The organism is Sulfurimicrobium lacus (assembly GCF_011764585.1).
Taxonomy (GTDB): domain Bacteria; phylum Pseudomonadota; class Gammaproteobacteria; order Burkholderiales; family Sulfuricellaceae; genus Sulfurimicrobium; species Sulfurimicrobium lacus.
Genome location: NZ_AP022853.1, coordinates 3,263,810 through 3,284,325, shown reverse-complemented (window position 1 = coordinate 3,284,325; position 20,516 = coordinate 3,263,810). Strand labels below are relative to the sequence as shown.

The window sequence follows — 20,516 nt, the reverse complement described above, 5'->3', positions numbered from 1 at the left end:
GAGATGAATTTGTCGTGACTCAGGATCGCGCCCAACTGCTTATTACTGCCGTTGACCAGACCCGCTCGGCCTTCGACTCGATTCGCGGCAACCTGGCCAAGCTCGGTGATGAATCGAACCGGGTCAAGGGAATGCTGGCCGGACTTGGCGTATCGCTTTCCGTGGCCGGTTTTGCCGCCATGATCAAGAGCGCCATCGATGCAGCCGATCAACTGAACAAGCTCTCGCAAAAGATCGGCATCTCGGTCGAAGCCTTGTCGACGCTGCGCTTTGCCGCGCAACTGTCAGATGTGAGTCTGGAGACCTTGCAGAAGGGCATTAAGGGGCTGTCCCAGAACATCGCCGAGGCCAATACCGGTATCGGCGACGGGGCGCAGGTCTTCGATGCCCTGGGTATCTCGGTCAGAAATGCCGATGGCAGCATGAAGTCCACCGAAGCTGTGCTGCTACAGGTGGCCGATGTCTTCGCCAACCTGGAGGATGGCGCGGTCAAGACGGCGCTCGCCGTGAAGCTGTTCGGCAAGAGTGGCATGGACATGATCCCGTTCCTGAATCAGGGGGCGGCTGGCATCACTCAACTGACTGCCGAGGCTGAACGACTGGGCCTCAAGCTCACTACTGAGACGGCGCGCTCGGCGGAAGCCTTCAACGACAACCTTACGGCACTCAAGGCATCGAGCTCCTCGCTCGGCATCGCACTGGCCCGTGATTTTCTGCCGGAACTGACCAACATCACCAACGCCATGCGCGAAGCGGCCAATGAGGCGGGAACGTTGAAGGCGTTGTGGGTCGGTCTGGGCGGGGTTGGCAATCTGATCTTCAACGGCACCGAGATCAAACGTGCCCGCGACGAGGTTGCGCGGATTCAGGAACTGGTCGATTCGACGCGCAAGAAGGTCGATACCGGCAAGGCGCCCGTGCCGTTCATGCCCTTCGACGTCAAGTTCAACGATGGCGCGATGGCGACGCTGCGGAAGAACCTCGCCCAATGGGAGCAGGAACTGGCGGGGGCGAAGCAGCGCCTCGATGATCTGACCAGTCCAAAGCGCCCCGAAGAGAAGACGCCGACCGGCAAGCCCACCGAGGACATGCAGCGCATCGCCTGCGTGGTATCCGGTGGGCAATGGGTCAATGGCAAGTGCGAGAAAAAATCCGCCGGGGGTGCGGAGAAGGACACGACTGGCGCACAGCTTGCGGTGGTCAAGGCGCAGGCCGAAGCCGAATTCAAAGTCCTCAAGGAAGGGCTCGATCTGCAGAAGACGGCCCTAGATCGCGCGCTCGACGACCGTCTGGTCTCGATCCGCGACTACTACGGCCGCAAGACGCAGATCGAGCAACAGGCCATCGATCAGGAGTTGGCGGCCAAACAGCAGGAGTTGACCGCGCAATCGGCCATTGCGGTCGGCGGCAAGGACGAAGCGCAGCGCCTGCGGGCCAAGGCCGAGGTCAAGAAACTCGAAGGCGAAATCACCGTGCTCAACATGAAGCGCAGCGAAGTTGAGGTCGCCAATGCCCACGCTGCCGCCAAGGCAGAGAAGGAACTGGCCGACGAACTCGCCCGTGTGCGTGACCGCCTGACCGAGATCCGGGGCGCAGGGGGTGGAGGGGGTGGCGACGTGACCCGCGCCCGACTCGAACGTGAATACCAGCCGCTCATCGAGAAACTCAATCGCATGGGAGACACCACCGGCGCGGCCGATGTCGGACGCCTGATCAACGTCGAGACTGACCTGGCGGAACTCGCCAAGCTTGAACGCCAGTACGGAGTCGTCACGGAGCGCATGGCCATTCGCGAGCGCGAACTACAGGTGCAGAAGGACGCCGGGATGCTCACCGAGTCGCAGATGCGGCGCGGCGTACTCGAGTTGCACCAGCAGACCGCCGCCGAAGTGGACGGCTTGATTCCGAAGATGCAGGAACTGGCTGCATCCACCGGGTCGGAGGAAGCCATTAACCGCGTGGCCCGACTCAAGGTGGAAGTCGCCGGGCTGAAGACCGAGGCCGACGATGTCGCCACCCGCATCAACGGCGACGTGGAGAACGCCTTTGCCACGATGTTCGAGCAGATCGGCTCGGGGGCGAAATCCGCCAAGGATGCCTTTGCCGATTTTGCCCGTTCGGTGATTTCGGCGATCAACCGCATCGCTGCGCAGAAAATCGCCGAAGAATTGTTCGGCGGGATGAGCAAGGGCGGCGGTGGCGGCTTGGGTGGCCTGATCTCGGGGCTATTCCAGTGGGCCGGCTTTGCGTCCGGTGGTTACGTCACAGGGCCAGGCACGACCACCAGCGATTCCATTCCGGCACGACTGTCCGCCGGGGAATACGTCCTGCGTGCGGAGGCGGTGCGCCGGGTCGGCGTCGAGTTTCTGCATGCCCTGAACGGCGGTCTGGCCGCACCCCGCTGGTTGGGGCCGCGTCTGGCCTTTGCCGAGGGTGGTCCGGTACCGGATGTGGCTCAAGCCCCGGCCGCAGCCCCCTCGCAATCGGTACGTATCGTCAATGTCATCGATCCCGGCATGGCGGCCGACTATCTGAATTCCGCCGCCGGTGAAAAAACCATTCTCAACGTGCTTTCTCGCAATGGCTCGGCCGTGCGCGAATTACTGAGGTAAGCCATGGCTTTTACCAGTGGCACTGCCACCGATTATCTCGATCTGCTGAACCGGCTCAAGCAGTTCGTCACCCAGGACATGCTGCCGGCCAACGAGCGCTGGTCAGTGCTGCGCTGGGTACCCGGACCGCCGGCAGAACTGGTACTCCAGGGACCTGGGCTTGCCGGTACGGAGCAAATTAACGTCGGCATCCTGTCTGAGGCCGGTGCGGACTATGGCAACTGGAAACTGCGGGGCTTCGTCGGTTGGAATGCGGCGCAGACCTTCGATGGCCAGTACAACCCGAGCGGGACGTTCTACGCGCTGCTGATGGCCTCCGCCATGCCGTATTGGATCGTAGCCAACGGTCGGCGCATCGTCCTGGTCGCCAAGACCGGCACCTATTACGAAATGATGCATCTGGGCTTGTTCCTGCCTTATGCCACGCCGGGACAATACCCGTACCCGCTCCTGGTCGGCGGCACTTATAACAGTTCGACGCGCTGGAGCAATTCCTACCAATACCGCAATCACCTGCCCAAATCGTCGGGGTATTCGGGTGCGTACTACGCGCCGACCGGCGTGTGGACCGGGGTGTCGGCAATGTGGCCGAACAGTTGGGGCAGCAACACGCGCGAGTGCCCCGATGGCTCCTACCCGCTGCTGCCGTTCATCCTGGCCGGCTTGGGGGAGATGGACGGCTGCTACTGCATACCGGGCTACGCCAATGCAGTCGAGAACATCATCAGCATCGGTGGCGTCGATCATCTGGTGGTGCAGGACGTGTATCGCACCGGCTACAGCGACTACTGGGCCCTAAAACTCGCGTAATGCGGCCCGTGTGAGGTAATCAATGGCATTTCAATCCGGCATCACCACCTCGCCGAACGATCTCCTCGACAAGATCCGGCTCTTCGCCACCGGGGTCTGCGGTTACACGCAACTGATGTACCAAGCAGATGCCGGCTACTTTCGCCTGCACCTTCAGCACGCCGCCAGTGGCCAGTTCGTCAACCTGCATTCCTATGCGAGCTACGTCGCCTGGTACGGCTCGACCAGTTTCAACAGTGGGCTGGCCTACAGTTCGCAAACCGTCGCATCGGGTTCGTTCTCTGTATCCCAGATGTCGGGCAGCGCCGAGTATTTCCTCTTCGGCGGCGATGGCTGGTGCTATTGCATCGTACAGACGGCCAGCACTACTTACGGGCCGCTCATCTTCGGGGCGATCACCAAGACCTGCACATTCACTGGTGGTGCTTTCCTGTCGGACACCTACAGCACTTATGTTCGGGCCGACATCGACGGCAATACGAACAAGTGGAAGGTCGGCACCTCCGGCACGGATGCAGTGCGGGCCTTCTACAACGCTACCACGCGCCAACTCGACAGCTATTCGCCCATCGCCTTCAACGGCGTGACACCCCTGTATCCCTGCACGATTGAAGTTGGTCGCCCGACGCCGAGCTACTTCTACTCGATGATGGGTTTCGCGCCCGGTGTGCGCTTGTTGCGCATGAACGGACAGTACGTGAACAAGGACATCGTCACGCTGGGTGGTAGCGACTGGATGGTCTTCAGCATGAGTTACGGCGGCTACGGATTTCTGAAATGACGACCTACGCTGGAGCCATTCTGCCGTCCGGATTGCCGTCTGATCCCGCCTACGGTGCGGCCTACAAGTTCCTGCCAGCCCCCTTGACGTTGCCTTACCCGAGCGCCCTGGCTAGCAACCCGCCGAATTCGGGGGCGATGGCCAACAACCTGCCGGTCGCCGAGATCGTGGTGGGCATTACGGGAAATATCGTTCGTCAGTTCGAGCAGGACTGGTATCACCACGTCCACCTGCTGCCAGCCAAGATCGCACTGGGCAACCTGCTGTCGACGCAGATGCGCCAGGTCGAGGTCTGGAACGCCCATTTCGCCCCCAAGACCCTGTCGGCGCTCAATGGCCAGAACGATGGCGGCATCACGCTCGCTGCCCCGGCGAATCCGCCGACCACTTACGGAATGCTGGAGTCGCGCCTGCACAACGTCTCGGTCAGCCTCGACGGGCCTCCTGTGATCGAAGCGAGTTTCACTTTCCAGTTTCCCGACGAGGCACCGACCTTGTCGATCTCCGGTCGGCGCGTCGTGGTCTTCGGTCTGAAACCCAACTGGGCGGATGGCTGGTTGGAGCGCCTGATGTGGGCGACCGACGTGCTGGCCGCCCGCGACGGTACCGAGCAGCGGGTCAGTCTGCGCACCAAGCCGCGCCGTTCGCTGGAATTCTCGATCCTGGTCGGCCGCGACGATGCGGCGCTGCTCGATGTGCTGCTGTCGGCCTGGCAGTCGCGCGTCTATGCACTCCCGATCTGGCCCGACAAGGCAGTTCTGGCATCCACGGTCACGGCGGGTAGCACGGTGATTCCGCTTACCACCACCAATCTCGAATACGAGGCCGACGGCCTGCTGGTGATCGGATCGGACAGTCGCAACACCGAGGCGGCGGAAGTGCTGTCGGTGGCGAGCAATGCCGTGACCCTGAAACAACCGTTGCTGCAGACCTGGCCTGCAGGTGCGTTCGTGACGCCGGCGCGCACGGCCCGTCTGCGAGTGACGCAGGCAGTGTCGCGCGTGACCGACGCCATCGCCCGGGCCCGCCTCGTGTTCGACATTGCCGGCACCACGGCCATCGCGAAACAGGAGTCGGCGACCACCTTCAACTCGACACCGGTCTGGACGACACGGCCGAATCGGGTACGCGATGTCGATGCCGACTACCTGCGACTGGCCGAGGTGCTGGATTTCGAGACCGGCATCACGGCAGTGGATGACCATGCCGCGCGTCCCTTCGTGCGGCGCTCCTTCGACTACCTCTTCAAGAACCGTACGGAGATTGCGGCTTTCCGGGGCTGGCTGGCTGCCCGGCTAGGCCGTCTGACGGCGTTCTGGCACCCGACCTGGGAAGCCTCCATCGTCCCGACCAAGAAAATTCTCTCCAACCAGACGGTGATGACGGTCGCCTCGCGCGGCTACGCGTTGTACTTCAACCCGATGCCAGGTCGAACGGAAGCGGCCTTCCTGCACAAGAACGGCACCTGGTACTTCCGCACCATCACGAGTTTCGGGGCGGGCACTACCGGCGACGAAGAAGTGATGGCAATCAACCAGTCCTTCGGCTTCGATGCCAATCCCGAGGATTGGGTCGCCATCTACTTTCTGGAGAAGACCCGACTCGACGCCGACCAGATCGAAATCAACTGGCAGACGGACAGCGTGGCGGAAGTCTCGCTACCGATGCGCAGCGTGAAGTCGTAACCAGGATCCACGAATGAGCTACAACACGCAGGAAATCTCGGCGGCCGCCGGCCAGCCGGTGGAACTCTATCGCTTCGTCCTCGGCCAGTTGGTGTGGACGGTGACGAGTGGTCGCGAGGCGATCACCTACCAGGTCGAGAGCTACCAGCCCGCCGTGATCCGCCGCTCGGCGGTCGAGCAGTCACCGGAGTTTGCTCGGAATGGCATCGACCTCGAATGCGCACGTGATTTCGCCGTGGCGCAGCTCTTCGCGGCCGCGCGTCCCAACGGCGTCGTGTCGCTCACGGTGTTCCGCAACCACCTCGGTGACTCCGAGTACATCACCTGGTGGAAGGGGCGCGTGGCCTCTGTCGCCTTCATGGGTAGTACCGCGAAGATTCGTTGCGAGTCGATCTTCACGGCCCTGAAACGCCCTGGCTTGCGTGCCTATTACCAGACCGGTTGCCGCCATGCGCTGTTCGATCCGGGATGCGGCGTGAACAACCAGGCCTACAAGTTGGCCGGCACGGTGGCGTCTTTCTCCGGACTGAATGTCATCTCCAGTACCTTCCTGTCGCAGGCATCAGGTTGGCTGACCGGGGGCTACCTGCGCGTGGGCGGGGTGCCGCGCATGATTACCAATCACTCCGGCGACACCATCACGCTTTCAGCCGTGCTGCCGGGACTGGCCGCAGGGGTGGCGTTCGAGGCCTTTGCCGGCTGTGACCGGACGTTTGCCACCTGCCAGTCCAAGTTTGGCAACAGTCTCAATTTCGGCGGGTTCCCCTGGATTCCCGCCAAGAACCCCTTCGCCGGGGATTCCATCGTCTGAGGGCAACACCATGTGGGTACAGATCGCTATCTGGGTGATCACCACGGTCATCGGCATGCTGCTTGCGCCGAAGCCGCCAAAGCCTGCTTCCGCCACGCCAGGCAACCTCGATGTGCCGGTGGCGGAATCCGGTAAACCCATCCCGGTGCTGTTTGGCACCCGGGTCATCCGTCAGGCCAATGTGGTCTGGTACGGCGACGTCAAGACCACCGAGATTCGCCAATCGTCCGGTAGTGGAGGCAAGAAATGATTGTGACGCACGACGACGCCAAGGCCTTCGGCTACTGCAATGCCGGCCTACGCAAGTGGTTCCCGCGCGATGGCGTGACCTTCGACGATTTTCGGCAATACGGCGTGACCGCCGACTGGCTGCGCGCCACCGGCGATGCCATGGCGTGCCGGCTGGCCGATGCCGTCGAACAGCAGCGCGAGCAACAGCAGGAGATGACGTAAATGGGTGGTGGAGGTAAAGATGGTGGCGGTTCGTCATCGTATGTCGTCGGCCATCGCTATTACGCCGGATTGCACCTGGCGATCTGCCACGGCCCGGTGGATGCGGTGACGCGCATCATCGTCGGCGAACGCACGGCGTGGAGTGGCAGCGTCACGTCCTCGCAGACGCTCTACGTGAATGCCCCGGAACTCTTCGGCGGGGATTCGCGCGAGGGTGGCGTTCAGGGTTACGTCGAGGTCAAGCTGGGCGGGCCGGCGGAAACAATCTCGGGCTATCTGCAGCAGAAACTCGGCAGCGTCATTCCGGCCTTCCGAGGGGTGGTCTCGATCATCGTTCAGCAGTGCCAACTGTCGGCGATGAACCCGTACATCAAGCCGTGGAGCATCGAGGCACGACGCATCCCGGCTCCGGCTGCCCTGGGGAGTGGCTACATCAATGGTGATGCCAACCCGGCACACATCATTTACGAGTGCCTGAACAATGCCACCTGGGGCCTGGGCTATGCCGCCAGCGAAATCGATGCGAGCAGTTTCCAGACGGCAGCCAACACGCTGGCCTCGGAGCAGTACGGACTGTCCTTGCTTTGGGATCGCGAGCAGCCGCTGGAGGAATTCATCGCCGAGATACTCCGGCACATCGATGGCACGCTCTATGTCCATCCGCGTACCGGCAAGTTCGTTCTGAAACTGGCTCGGGCTGACTACAACGTTTCCAGCCTGCTGGTGCTCGATGCCTCGAACATTATTGAACTGGAGAGTTTCTCCCGGCCCTCGGAATCGGAACTCGTCAATCAGATCACCGTCCGTTACCGGGATCGTTCCACCGACAAGGACGCCGCCATCACGGTGCATGACCTGGCGGCACTGGAACTGGCGGGTGGTGTGGTTTCGTCGGCGACGGTCGACTATCCAGGAATCAGCAATGGCAGCCTGGCGTCCCGCGTGGCGCTGGGCGACCTCAAGCAACTCTCGGCACCGCTGGCCAAGGCCACGCTGATCGCCAACCGGCAGGCATCGAATCTCAATATCGGCGACGTATTCAAGTTCACCTGGCCGGAACTGGGTATTACGCAGCTGGTGATGCGAGTCGTACGCGTGTCCTATGGCACGCTGACCGACGGTCGGGTGCGAATCGAGTGCGTGGAAGACATCTTCGGCTTGCCGTCCGCCTCCTACGTGTCCCCGACCCCGACTTCATGGGTGTCGCCGCTGACATCGCCAGCGCCGGTGCCGTATCGCCGGTTGAACGAAGCGCCGTGGTGGACCGTGGTCAAACGGGTAGTCGGCGAATCGGCGACTGCACAAAACGAACTCGACCCACAGGGCGGACTGCTGGTGGCCTGCGTGAGTCGTCCATCCGGTGATTCGCTCAACGTCAAACTGCTGACGCGCCAGGGCAGCGCCACCTACGTTGAGGTGGATACGATGGGCTTTACGCCGAATGCGACGCTCATCAATGCCTGTGATGAGCAGGCCACGGTATTCAGCATCGGCAATGGCCAAGACATGGACATTGTGAAGCTCAACACCTACGCCTACCTCGACAACGAGATCGTGGCGGTCAAGGCGATCAATCTGGTGGCGAGCACCGTCACGGTGGATCGCGGCGTGCTCGATACAGTGCCGGCACCGCATCTGGCATCCGCGCGCATCTGGTTCGCCGATGCGTTCGAGGCGCTAGTCACCGAGCAATACCTCTCTGGCGAGTCGCTGCAGGTCAAGATGCTGCCGGCGACTGGCCTTGGGCGACTGGCGGAATCCGCAGCACCAGCAGACAGCTACACGTTTGCAGGCCGCATGATCCGTCCCTATCCACCGGGGAACGTGAAGGTGAATAACGTGATGTGGCCGACGACGATTCTCGGTCAGATTGCACTCACCTGGGCCCACCGTGACCGGATGCAGCAGACGGTTTATCTGGTGACGCAGTCGGAGGGCAACATCGGCCCGGAGGCCGGCGTGACCTACACGGTGCGCTTCTACAACGAGAACAACTCGATCCAGAAAACCCTGACGGGGCTCACCACGACCGCCTGGACGTATCTCACGGCTGACGAGGCGACCGATAGCGGACTGGGTCGCATCAACGGCAAGTTCAAGGTTGAGATCGAAGCCGTGCGCGCTGGCTACACCAGCTGGCAGAAACAGACCCGCAGCGTCGACCGCGCAGGGTACGGCCTGAACTATGGCAAATACTACGGAGGCATCTAATGGCAAGCACTGATCCCAATCTCGGACTCACCTACGGCTGGACACTCGGTGAGTCGGGCTGGCATACCAGCATGGACACCAATCTGAAACGGCTTGGCGCGGTGGTCGGACTCTCGGTCAAGGATCGGGATCTGACCACGCCGCCGGCCAGTCCTGTCGACGGTGATCGCTACATCATTCCTGCCGCAGCTACTGGCGTCTGGGCCGGCAAGACCAACCAGATTGCCGTGCGCGTGGCGAGCGCATGGGAGTACTACACGCCGAAGGTCGGCTGGCTCTGCTACGTCGAGGACGAAGCCGTGCTCTCGGCCTACAAATCGGCAGGCTGGAGTGCTGGCATCGCCATCTGACACCGTTTCACCAACCACGCGAACCCGCCCACGAGGCGGGTTTCGTATTTCTGGAGGACGAAAACATGGATTCCACACCAATGGAGCGCCGCAAGATGGTGACCATCCCGCAGGAAGAGTTCGAGGCGATGCTGGAGCTCGCCGCCGAACGTGGTGCCCGGCATGCGCTGGCCGATGTTGGTCTCGACGGGCCGGAGGCTGCGCACGACATCCGTGAACTGCGCGGCCTGCTGGATGCCTTCAATGAGGCCAAGAAAACCGCTGGCCTGACCATCGTGAAGATGTTGGTCACCGGCCTGGTCATGGCGCTGCTGGCCGGTGCGTTCCTTAAACTCAAGCTATTCGGAGGTGGGCAATGATCGAAACACTACTGGGCGGTTTGCTGGGCGGTGCGTTTCGCCTAGCCCCGGAAATTCTGAAATGGATGGATCGCAATGGCGAGCGCAGCCACGAACTGGCGATGCAGGACAAGGCGCTGGAGTTCGAGAAACTACGCGGTGCGCAGCGGATGGGCGAGATTGGTGCTGCTGCCGATGCTGCGTGGAATACCGGGGCCATCGAAGCCTTGCGCGAAGCGGTGGCGGCGCAAGGGCAGCCTTCCGGCGTGCGCTGGGCTGATGCGCTATCGATCAGCGTGCGGCCGGTGATCACCTACTGGTTCATGGCGCTCTACTGTGCTGCAAAGACGGCAGCATTTGTGGCTGCTGTCACCGCCGGTGCTGGTTGGGGAACGGCGATCCTCCATGCCTGGACGGAAGCGGATCAAGCGCTGTGGGCGGGCGTGCTGAACTTCTGGTTCCTCGGCCGCGTATTCGACCGGGTTCGGCCGTGACCCAAGTTCCGCAAGCAGCCATCGAACTGGCCAAGCGCTTCGAGGGGTTCCACCGGGTGGCGAGGGCTGATCCCGGTCGGGCACAGCCGTACATCTGCCCGGCCGGATACTGGACGATTGGCTACGGCCACCTGTGCGACCCAAAGCACCTACCGATCACTGAGGCCGAGGCCGAGATATACCTGGCCAGTGATCTCCGGTCGGCGCTCACCGCCACGCTGCGCTATTGCCCGGTGCTGGCCACCGAGCCCGAGGGGCGGCTGGCAGCCATCGTGGATTTTACGTTCAACCTCGGCGCGGGGCAGTTGCAGACCTCGACGCTACGTCGGAGGATCAACCAGCGAAATTGGCCTGGCGCAGTTAGCGAACTCCGACGGTGGGTATACGGTGGAGGAAGGGTCTTGCCCGGACTTGTAGTGCGTCGCGCCGAAGAGGCATCGTTGCTGCTGGTCTGATCCGATTTTTCTATTTATCGCCCCGTTCTGCCCACTTATGGTCGGAACGGGGCATTTTTTGTATTTGAGGGGCTGCAACTAAGTGCGTGACGATCAGTCAGCACAATTCAATCACCCCAAGTCATATCAAACCCCATCAAATCATGTTCATTCACATTTACAACTACGATCACCCGTGTAATCATTGATGCTGCCGTATTAACGACCATTTTTCGCGGAAATCGAAGTCATGTCAGAGCGTTGGCTGTCAGTCGAAGAGATCGCTGCATACCTCGGTGTCAGCAAGGACACGATCTATGCATGGATCAGCAAGAAGAGTATGCCTGCTCGTCGTATTGGCCGGTTCTGGAAGTTCAAGGCCGACGAAATCGATGAATGGGTTCATTCGGGCGGCGCAGCTGAGAAAGATGGTCAAGGCAAGGCAACATAAACCTTGCCAATCGGTGCGTTTTGATCACCTCATGGGGTTGAGTCAAAACTGAGACTGGAGGTAAAAGATGTCAAAAATAGCTTGTATTGATCTTTTTTGCGGAGCGGGGGGGCTGACGCACGGCTTCGTTCTGGAAGGCATTCCGGTGGTTGCCGGCATCGACATGGATCCGGCATGCCGATTTCCCTATGAAGCAAACAATGATCAGGCGAAGTTCGTCGAACGCGACATCAGTCAGGTATCTGCGGACGAACTCAATGAATTGTTTGGCGATGCCGACTTGAAGATACTTGCAGGCTGTGCCCCATGCCAGCCATTCTCGACCTACGCTCAGCGTTACGAATTGGACGGTAAGGACGGGAAGTGGGGGTTGCTGTACCACTTCGCGCGGCTGGCGGAGCAAACCAGCCCCGACGTCATTACGATGGAAAACGTGCCAACGGTCGCAAAGCACGTCGTGTTCCATGATTTCGTGGATACCCTAAAGAGACTTGGCTACAAGGTTTGGTTCGACGTAGTCGATAGTTCCAAGTACGGCGTGCCTCAAATGCGCCGGAGAATGGTCTTGCTTGCATCAAAGTATGGCGAGATCAAGATGATCGAACCAACTCACCCAAAGCCCTCGACCGTCCGTCAGGCCATCGGTCGCCTTAGACCATTGCAGGCAGGCGAAGCGGCTCCTCGTGACAGATTGCATGCGAGCTCGTCTTTGTCCGAAAAGAATCTGAAGCGTATTCGTGCCTCCAAACCAGGAGGTACGTGGCGCGACTGGCCGGATCATCTCGTTGCCGATTGTCATCGAGTAGAGAGTGGTCGAACCTATCCAGGTGTCTATGGCCGTATGGAGTGGGATAAGCCGGCCCCAACCATGACGACGCAGTGCTACGGGTTTGGCAATGGTCGATTCGGTCACCCCGAGCAAGATCGCGCTATTTCATTGCGCGAGGCAGCGATCTTGCAGAGCTTCCCTCGTGACTACGCCTTTGTGCCTGATGATGGCGAGGTGAGCTTCACTGCCTTGGGGCGACTCATCGGCAATGCCGTGCCAGTAGATCTTGGACGTGCCATCGCGAAAAGCATCGATGCCCACCTGTCATCAGTAGTGGATCGGTAAATCAAATGACGGGGGCTCTCGCGGTGTCGCACATACAGCCCTCGTCACCTGTAGCCAGCCGCCGAATGGCCAAGGTTCGCCAGAAGGGAACCGGAGCGGAGCTTGCATTACGGAGGGAGTTGTATCGACGTGGCTTGCGTTACCGTGTCGACTACGTGGTTTTGAAACGCCCCCGCAGAGTTGCCGACATTGCATTTCCTGATCTCAAGATTGCGGTGTTTGTGGACGGGTGTTACTGGCATGGATGTCCCGAGCACGCCACCTGGCCGAAGCATAACGCCGAGTTCTGGCGGCAAAAGATCGAAACGAATCGCCTCAGAGACGCCGACACGAATTCGAGGCTGCTCGATGCCGGTTGGACGGTGCTGCGATTCTGGGAACACCAATCACCGATCGAAGCCGCAGAAACTGCCGCACAGACGGTCGCGATGGCGAAGCGCCGTGCGCCGCCTGCTGGCGCAGACAAGAAGAACTGAACAGGAAGATGGCAGACCGTATGGAAATCTCAAACGATCAGAAGCACCAGACCTACCGCGCCCGCCCGGAGCCTGGCCAACTGGTCGAGGTTCGCCGCCGCCAATGGGTCGTGGCGGATGTCACCTCCTCGAAATTGGAATCGACATCGGCGTCGCAGAACTGCGTGACGCTTTCATCCATCGACGAGGATGGTCTCGGCGAGGAACTGGAAGTCATCTGGGAGATCGAACCTGGCGCACAAGTCATCGAGCGCGCGGGCCTGCCCTCCATCACCGGGCAGGACGACTCGGGCACGCTCGAAGCATTCCTCGACGCCGTCCGTTGGGGCGCCGCCACCAATGCCGATAGAGGTTTCCTGCAGGCTCCTTTCCGTAGTGGCGTCAGCATCGAGGACTTCCAGCTAGACCCGCTGGTTCGCGCCATCGACATGGCCCGCGTCAATCTGCTCATCGCTGACGACGTCGGCTTGGGCAAGACCATCGAGGCTGGGCTGGTCATCCAGGAGATGCTGCTGCGGCACCGTGCCCGTACCGTCTTGATCATCTGCCCAGCCTCTCTCCAGGAAAAATGGCGTGTCGAGATGCTGGAGAAGTTCGGCCTCGAGTTCCGCGTGGTCGACACCGCTTATATCAAACAACTGCGGCGCGAACGTGGCATCCATGCCAACCCGTGGACCTCCCACCCACGGCTCATCGCCTCGATGGACTGGGTCAAGAGTGGCGAGGGGCTTCGCGCCATGCGGGATGTCCTGCCACCTCACGCAGGCCATCCGCGCAAGTTCGATCTCCTGGTCGTCGACGAGGCGCATAACATCGCCCCCGCAGCCGGGGCGCATTACGCGCTGGAGAGCCAGCGAACACGCTTCATCCGCTCGATCAGCCCGCACTTCCAGCACCGCCTGTTCCTGACCGCTACACCCCACAACGGCTACACCGAGTCGTTTACCTCGCTGCTGGAGTTGCTGGACGACCAGCGCTTCGCCCGAAACATCCTCCCCGACGAAAAGCAGTTGAGTCAGGTGATGATCCGTCGCCTGAAGAGCGATCTCGTCGACGCCGACGGCAAATCGCTGTATGCCCAGCGCAAACTGCAGGCGCTGGCGGTCCCTTACACGGCTGAGGAACGGGAGATCCACCAGAAGCTGAACGATTACTGCACCAGTCGCGAGAAAGACGCCGAACAAACCGGAAGCACGTTCGGTACCTCGTTCGTCAATCAACTGCTCAAAAAGCGCCTTTTTTCGTCGCCAGCGGCATTCGCGTCCACCCTCGAGAAGCACATCGCCTCAGTGTCGAACGGTGCCAAGCCCAAAGTGCAGGACGCCATGGCTGAGCGCATCCTGCGTAAAGCCATCCTGAAAGTAGATGAGGATTACGCCAACGACCAGGAAGTCGAGAACGCCCAATCGGAGGCCGTCGAGGAGGCATCACGCCGATCCCAGCCGCTGACTCAAGAACAGCAACGGATGCTGGCCGATCTGAGGCAATGGGCGCAGCGAGCCAAGAACCAAACCGATTCCAAGGCCCGAGCCATCCTCGACTGGCTCTCGGCCAACCTGAAACCAGGCGGTCAGTGGAACGATCGCCGGGTGATCTTGTTCACCGAATACCGCACCACACACCAGTGGATGCACGAGATTCTCGCCAGCCATGGTTTCGGCGGCGAACGCCTCGGTCTGCTCCACGGAGGACTCACGCAGGACGAGCGTGAGCCTATCAAAGCGGCCTTCCAGACATCCCCCAAGGATTCCCCCGTTCGCATCCTGCTCGCCACCGATGCAGCCTCGGAAGGTATCGACCTGCAGAACTACTGTAACTGCCTCATTCACCTGGAGATCCCCTACAACCCCAACGTGATGGAGCAGCGCAACGGGCGAATCGACCGTCACGGGCAACGCGAGAATGAGGTGCTGATCTGGCACCCCGTCGACGGCGGTGAAAAAGGCCATGCCTCGGTCGGTGGCCATGGCGAGGACATCCTGCGTGCGCTGCGCAAACTGGAGTCGATGCGCGCCGACATGGGAAGCGTCAATCCGGTCATCGCGCCCCAGATGTCCGGCCTCATCGAAGGTTCGCTGAAGGATCTGGACACCCGCCTGGCAGAGGCCAAGATCGCCAAGTCTCGGCGCTTCGTGCGCGCCGAACGTGAACTGAAAGAGCGCGTCGCCAAGCTCCACGAACGGCTCCTCGCCACCCAGCAGGATTTCCACCTTACGCCCGATCACATCCAGATGGCAGTGAAGACTGGCCTCGCGCTGGCGGGTCGCCCCCCGCTGGAACCCGTCGCTATCACAGGTGCTCCTCAGAGCAGCGTATTCAGGATGCCGCCCCTTTCGGGCTCATGGGCGCGTTGCCTGGAGGGCTTGCGTCACCCGCATACCCAGCAGATACGCCCCATCACCTTCGACCACGCGGTGGCGAAGGGGCGAGACGATGTCGTGCTGGTTCACCTGAATCATCGACTGGTGCAGATGTGTCTGCGTCTGTTGCGTGCCGAAGTCTGGGCGCAGGACGACGTGAAGAAACTGCATCGCATCACCGTGCGCACATTGCCGGATGGCAGCATCGAAGGTCCGGCCGTGGTCGTCATCTCGCGGCTGGTCATCACCGGTGGCAACCATCATCGACTTCACGAGGAGCTGACCGTCTCGGGGGGCTATCTGCGCGATCAGTCGTTCCGTCGCGAAGAGGGTGTGACTCGTGTCCAACAGTGGCTGGACGAGGCCCAGCCCGTCACGGCCAACGACTCGCTGTTCGATGCACTACGGGTGCGCTTCGATCGTGCTCAGCAAGCCATCTTGCAGACCGTCGACGCGCGCTCCAAGGATCGACTCAAATTCCTGGCCAACACGCTGCAGGCCCGCAAACAGCAGGAAATCGACGACATCGGTGCCGTACTCGACGAGTTGGAGAAGGCGATCCAGAGTGAGCTGAAGAAAGATCAGCAGCCCGAGCAGCTTTCTCTATTCACTGAGGACGAGCGCACACAGCTCAGGCGCGATACCGCCGCATTGGAGGCGCGCCTCGCACGTATACCTGCCGAGCGAATCCAAGAGGTTAAAGCCATCGAGACGCGCTACGCCAAGCTCGATGATCGCACCTTCCCGGTTGCTGTCGTCTTCCTGGTTCCCAAGTCTGCGGGAGGGGTGGCATGAGTAATCACGACCTGCATCACGATTGGCTGGCGCTCATCGAGATTTCCGGCCCGTTCCTCGCCGTTCCCGTACTCAAGGAAGCCTTTCCCCAAGGTCTTGAGGAACTTGATGGTATCAAGCGCAAACGGCTGCGTCAGGCCTACGAGGAATGGCGTGAGGCACTGGAGACGGACGATCCGCAGTTTGCCGAATTGCACGCTGCGTGGATCAATGAGGTGCTGGCGCGCGGGCTGGAACTTAATGAGGACGGCAAAGGCGACGTTCTGAAGAGCGCCGACTGGTGTGCGGCCAACCTGAATGTCGCCCTGCCCGAACATGGCGTGACGCTGTCCCCGGATATGGCCGTCATCGACGAGCAACGCGCCAACAAGCCGCTGATGCTCATCCACACCTATGTTCAGGACGTCGACCTCGATGCCACTCTGAAGCTGGATGGATGGGTCGCCACCCCGACCGACCGTATGGTTCAGTTGTGTCGCGCCACCGGTTGCCGCCTCGGGTTGGTAACCAATGGTGAGCGCTGGATGCTAGTCGACGCCCCGGTGGGCGCTGTCACCACCTTTGCCAGTTGGTACGCCCGCATCTGGAGCCAGGAGCCCATCACTCTGCAGGCCTTCGTGCATCTGCTGGGCATTCGTCGCTTCTTCGTCGATGAAACGGAGCAATTGCCTGCCCTGTTCGACCTCTCGCTGAAGTATCAGGACGAGGTCACCGACGCTCTCGGCGAACAGGTGCGCCGTGCCGTCGAAGTGCTGATCCAGACGCTCGACAAGGCCGACCAGGACCGCGATCGCGAGTTGCTGCGTGACGTGAAGGAAGCGGAGCTCTACGAAGCCGCGCTGACGGTGATGATGCGGCTGGTGTTCCTGCTCTCAGCCGAGGAGCGCGGCCTGCTGCTCTTGGGCGACGAACGCTACGAGGCCAACTACGCGCTCTCGACGCTGCGTATGCAGTTGCGCAAGGAATCCGAGGAGATTCTCGAACGCCGCTGGGATGCCTGGTCGCGTCTGTTGGCCATTTTCCGCGCCGTGTTCGGCGGCATCGAACACGAGAACATGCGCCTGCCCGCGCTGGGCGGCTCGCTGTTCGATCCGGATCGTTTCCCTTTCCTCGAGGGCCGCGCCAAGGGCTCCGACTGGCGCACCGACACGGCCAAGCCGCTGCCGATCGACAACCGCACCGTGCTGCTGTTGCTCGAGGCCATCCAGCAGTTCCAAGGCCGAACGCTGTCCTATCGCGCGCTGGATGTCGAACAGATCGGCTACGTTTATGAGGGTCTGCTGGAACGCACCGTCAAGCGCACCGCTGAGGTCACGCTGGAGCTGGACGGCACCAAGAATGCCAAGGCTCCCTGGGTCAAGTTGGCCGAGCTGGAATCCGCCCGCCTTGATGGCACCGAACGCCTTGCAGAATTGCTTCAAGAGCGTTCAGGCAGTTCCGCCAGCCGTGTGCGCAACGATCTGGACAAACCGGTCGACGACATGCTTGCCGATCGCTTGCTTGCCGCCTGCCATGGGGACACCAACCTTCGTAACCGCATCAAGCCTTTTGCCCACCTGGTGCGCACTGATCCGTGGGGTTATCCGCTGGTCTATCCCGCTGGGGCATTCATCGTCACCACCGGTTCCGACCGGCGCGAGACCGGCACCCACTACACCCCGAAATCGCTCACCGAGGCCATCGTCACAGAGACACTGACACCTATCGCCTACGTGGGGCCAGCAGAGGGCACCCAGCGTGAACAGTGGCTGCTGAAATCGCCCGCCGAACTGCTCGACCTCAAGATCTGCGACCCGGCCATGGGCTCGGGCGCCTTCCTGGTGCAGGCCTGCCGTTGGCTGGCCGATCATCTCGTCGAGGCCTGGTCGCAGGCTGAAGGCACCGAAAAGACAGTGAGCGTGGACGGCAACGTCCTGGATATGCCGGATACCGAGGAGCCTCTGCCCCGCGACACCGAGGCCCGCACCGTGATCGCCCGGCGACTCATCGCCGAGCGCTGCCTCTACGGCTTGGACCTGAATCCCCTGGCGGTCGAACTAGCCAAGCTCTCCATTTGGCTGGTGACGTTGGCCAAAGGGCGGCCGTTCGGTTTCCTCGATCACAACCTGCGTTGTGGTGACAGTCTTCTCGGCATCCATCGGCTGGATCAACTGACCCAGCTTTCGATGACCCCCACTGGCCAAGGCCAGCTACGGCTATTCGGACAGAACGTCGAGCAGGCCGTGCGCGAGGCCGTCGAACTGCGCTCGCGTCTGCGCGAGACGCCTATCCGAGACATTCGCGACGTGGAAGCCATGGCGCATCTGGACGCCGACGCGCGCCGCAGGCTCGAAGCGCCGGAGTGCATTGCCGATGCGTTCATCGGGGAGGTGTTCGCATCGGGCGGCAATGGCGCCGCGCTGGAACACGCGCTGGCGTCGCTGACCATACAAGCCGGACGGGCCATCGACGGCGACCGCGACGTGCTCGCATCGATGCGCCGGAGATCGGTCGCTGCGTTTTCGACCGATCTACCTGCCGACAAATCCGCGCGTCGGCCTTTCCATTGGCCGTTGGAGTTTCCGGAGGTGTTCGCGCGCGAGCGCGGCGGCTTCGACGGCGTCGTCGGCAATCCACCGTTTCTGGGCGGGCAGCGCATCACCGGCGTCGTGGGCACTGCCTTCCGCGATTGGCTGGTCGCGCACATCGCCGAGGGACGTCGCGGCTCGGCGGATCTGGTTGCCTATTTCTTCCTGCGGGCTTGGAGCATGCTGCGCGAAGGCGGCGGTTTTGGGCTACTCGCTGTCAACACTATCGCGGAAGGCGACACGCGGCAGGTTGGGCTGGAGGCCATGGTTGGCGCAGGCGCCGTCATCCATGCGGCCTACCCGAACGAACCCTGGCCCGGAAAGGCGGCGGTTATCACCAGTCGCGTCCATGTCCACAAGGGCGAGTGGCAAGGCGATCGCTCGCTGCTCGGGCGACCGGCTCCCTTCATTTCAGCCTTCCTGTCCGATCGTGAGGAATGGAGTCTCAAGCGACTTGGAGCCAACAAGAGCTTGGCATATCAAGGGTCGAATGTGGTTGGCGTCGGATTCTTGTTGTCGGAGTCCCGTGCTCTTGAACTGATCGAATCGGATGGGCGTTGCCGAGAAGTCCTGTTTCCATACATCGGCGGGGAGGACATAAACACTCACCCAGAGCAAAGGCCGTCCAGATGGATCATCAATTTTTGGGATTGGCCAGAAGAAAAAGCCAAACAGTACAGCGAGCCATACGAGGTGACGCTGGAGCTGGTCAAACCACAGCGAGAAAACTCGGACGACAAATCCGCCAGTGGTCAGCGGAGGCGTGAGAAGTGGTGGCTGTATGGGGCTGACGGGAAGGAGCTTTACCACGCCATGGGACGTGGAAGCGCATTCAGCCGTCACCCCGATGGCTGGGCCACCGCGAGGAAGGAGCCACTGAACAGAGTTATTGCGATTGCCAGGGTTAGCAAAACTGCGGCCTTTGCATTTCTGCCCGGAAACTACGTTTACTCGGCACAGCTTGTGGTGTTCCCGTCGGATGATGCAGCGATGTTGGCAATCCTGCAAAGCAATGTGCATCTGGCATTCGCATGGACGATGTCGTCGAAGATGAAAAGCGATCTTCGCTACAGCACGACCGATTGCGTCGAGACGTTCCCATTCCCGATGGAAAACTCACTGCGTGATCTGCGACCCGTCGGTGAGTCATACAGCCTAGCCAGAGAGTCGATAACGAGGGAAGCAGGGGTTGGCCTGACCAAGCTCTACAACCGTTTTCATACCGATACCGAACGCGATCCTCGCATCGAAGGACTGCGCGCATTGCAGCGCGAAATGGACGCCACCGTTGCACACGCCTACGGCTGGGACGATCTCGACCTCGATCACGGCTTTCATGAAGTCCCGTATCTGCCGGAGAACGACCGTGTCCGCTTCACCATCTCGGAGATCGCGCGCGTCGAAGTGCTTCGACGGCTGTCGGAGTTGAACCGTCGGCGATACGAGGAAGAGGTCGCGCAGGGGCTTCAAGCCGACAACGTTCCGCGCGCTTCGTCCCGCACGCGCCGTCCCGCCACCACCGACTTTTCACAATCTGCGCTCGACTTCGAGGCTGTTCCTACGACCACCACCTATGGTGCGACTCCAGCCACGGCGATTCTCGGTTTCTTGAGCACGCATGACGGTTGGCACGCCAAGGCCGACATCCTCGCCGCCACCGGTATCAAGGACGGGCAGTGGAACGTCGCGATCGCCGACCTGATCGCTGGTGGCAGGATCGAACGCCAAGGTGAAAGGCGCGGAGCTCAATATAGGTCCATGGAAAGGATTTAGG

General features: G+C 61.2%; 17 protein-coding genes. All 17 read left to right on the top strand.

What is annotated here, in order from left to right; translation table 11 throughout:
* Positions 1–14 precede the first annotated feature (14 nt).
* The 17 genes from SKTS_RS15945 to SKTS_RS15865 all read left to right on the top strand — a co-directional run bounded on the left by SKTS_RS15945 (position 15) and on the right by SKTS_RS15865 (position 20,515).
* Entirely contained in the window at positions 15–2,612 is a 2,598-nt protein-coding gene (locus SKTS_RS15945; RefSeq protein ID WP_173067275.1) for a phage tail protein, read from the top strand.
* Positions 2,613–2,615: 3 nt separating this feature from the next.
* Complete coding sequence (locus SKTS_RS15940; protein ID WP_173067272.1) at positions 2,616–3,422, top strand: hypothetical protein; 807 nt, start codon at positions 2,616–2,618, stop codon at positions 3,420–3,422.
* Between the two features lie 115 nt (positions 3,423–3,537).
* Complete coding sequence (locus SKTS_RS15935; RefSeq protein ID WP_173067269.1) at positions 3,538–4,203, top strand: hypothetical protein; 666 nt, start codon at positions 3,538–3,540, stop codon at positions 4,201–4,203.
* Positions 4,200–5,888, top strand: coding sequence for a hypothetical protein (locus SKTS_RS15930; RefSeq protein WP_173067266.1), 1,689 nt, complete (start codon positions 4,200–4,202; stop codon positions 5,886–5,888). Before SKTS_RS15935 ends, SKTS_RS15930 begins: the two co-directional genes overlap by 4 nt.
* A gap of 13 nt (positions 5,889–5,901) precedes the next feature.
* A complete protein-coding gene (locus SKTS_RS15925; RefSeq protein WP_173067263.1) occupies positions 5,902–6,699 on the top strand; it encodes a phage BR0599 family protein in 798 nt (265 codons plus the stop codon).
* 10 nt (positions 6,700–6,709) lie between these two features.
* Complete coding sequence (locus SKTS_RS15920; RefSeq protein WP_173067260.1) at positions 6,710–6,949, top strand: hypothetical protein; 240 nt, start codon at positions 6,710–6,712, stop codon at positions 6,947–6,949.
* Entirely contained in the window at positions 6,946–7,152 is a 207-nt protein-coding gene (locus SKTS_RS15915; protein WP_173067256.1) for a hypothetical protein, read from the top strand. The genes SKTS_RS15920 and SKTS_RS15915 overlap by 4 nt, the downstream gene beginning before the upstream one ends.
* Positions 7,153–9,363: a phage tail protein gene (locus SKTS_RS15910; protein WP_173067254.1), complete on the top strand. Its 2,211-nt coding sequence runs from the start codon at positions 7,153–7,155 to the stop codon at positions 9,361–9,363.
* Positions 9,363–9,713, top strand: a complete 351-nt coding sequence (locus SKTS_RS15905; protein ID WP_173067251.1) for a DUF2793 domain-containing protein — start codon at positions 9,363–9,365, stop codon at positions 9,711–9,713. The genes SKTS_RS15910 and SKTS_RS15905 overlap by 1 nt, the downstream gene beginning before the upstream one ends.
* A gap of 65 nt (positions 9,714–9,778) precedes the next feature.
* Complete coding sequence (locus tag SKTS_RS15900) at positions 9,779–10,072, top strand: DUF6127 family protein (RefSeq protein ID WP_244617370.1); 294 nt, start codon at positions 9,779–9,781, stop codon at positions 10,070–10,072.
* A complete protein-coding gene (locus tag SKTS_RS15895) occupies positions 10,069–10,545 on the top strand; it encodes a hypothetical protein (protein ID WP_173067248.1) in 477 nt (158 codons plus the stop codon). The genes SKTS_RS15900 and SKTS_RS15895 overlap by 4 nt, the downstream gene beginning before the upstream one ends.
* Positions 10,542–11,000, top strand: coding sequence for a lysozyme (locus SKTS_RS15890; RefSeq protein WP_173067245.1), 459 nt, complete (start codon positions 10,542–10,544; stop codon positions 10,998–11,000). Before SKTS_RS15895 ends, SKTS_RS15890 begins: the two co-directional genes overlap by 4 nt.
* A gap of 229 nt (positions 11,001–11,229) precedes the next feature.
* Positions 11,230–11,430, top strand: a complete 201-nt coding sequence (locus SKTS_RS15885; RefSeq protein ID WP_173067242.1) for a helix-turn-helix domain-containing protein — start codon at positions 11,230–11,232, stop codon at positions 11,428–11,430.
* A 67-nt stretch (positions 11,431–11,497) separates the two neighbouring features.
* Entirely contained in the window at positions 11,498–12,544 is a 1,047-nt protein-coding gene (locus tag SKTS_RS15880; protein ID WP_173067238.1) for a DNA cytosine methyltransferase, read from the top strand.
* Between the two features lie 65 nt (positions 12,545–12,609).
* Entirely contained in the window at positions 12,610–13,020 is a 411-nt protein-coding gene (locus SKTS_RS15875) for a very short patch repair endonuclease (protein ID WP_173067235.1), read from the top strand.
* 20 nt (positions 13,021–13,040) lie between these two features.
* Positions 13,041–16,175, top strand: coding sequence for a DISARM system SNF2-like helicase DrmD (drmD, locus tag SKTS_RS15870; protein ID WP_173067232.1), 3,135 nt, complete (start codon positions 13,041–13,043; stop codon positions 16,173–16,175).
* Positions 16,172–20,515, top strand: a complete 4,344-nt coding sequence (locus tag SKTS_RS15865; RefSeq protein WP_173067230.1) for an Eco57I restriction-modification methylase domain-containing protein — start codon at positions 16,172–16,174, stop codon at positions 20,513–20,515. The genes drmD and SKTS_RS15865 overlap by 4 nt, the downstream gene beginning before the upstream one ends.
* Position 20,516: the final 1 nt, after the last annotated feature.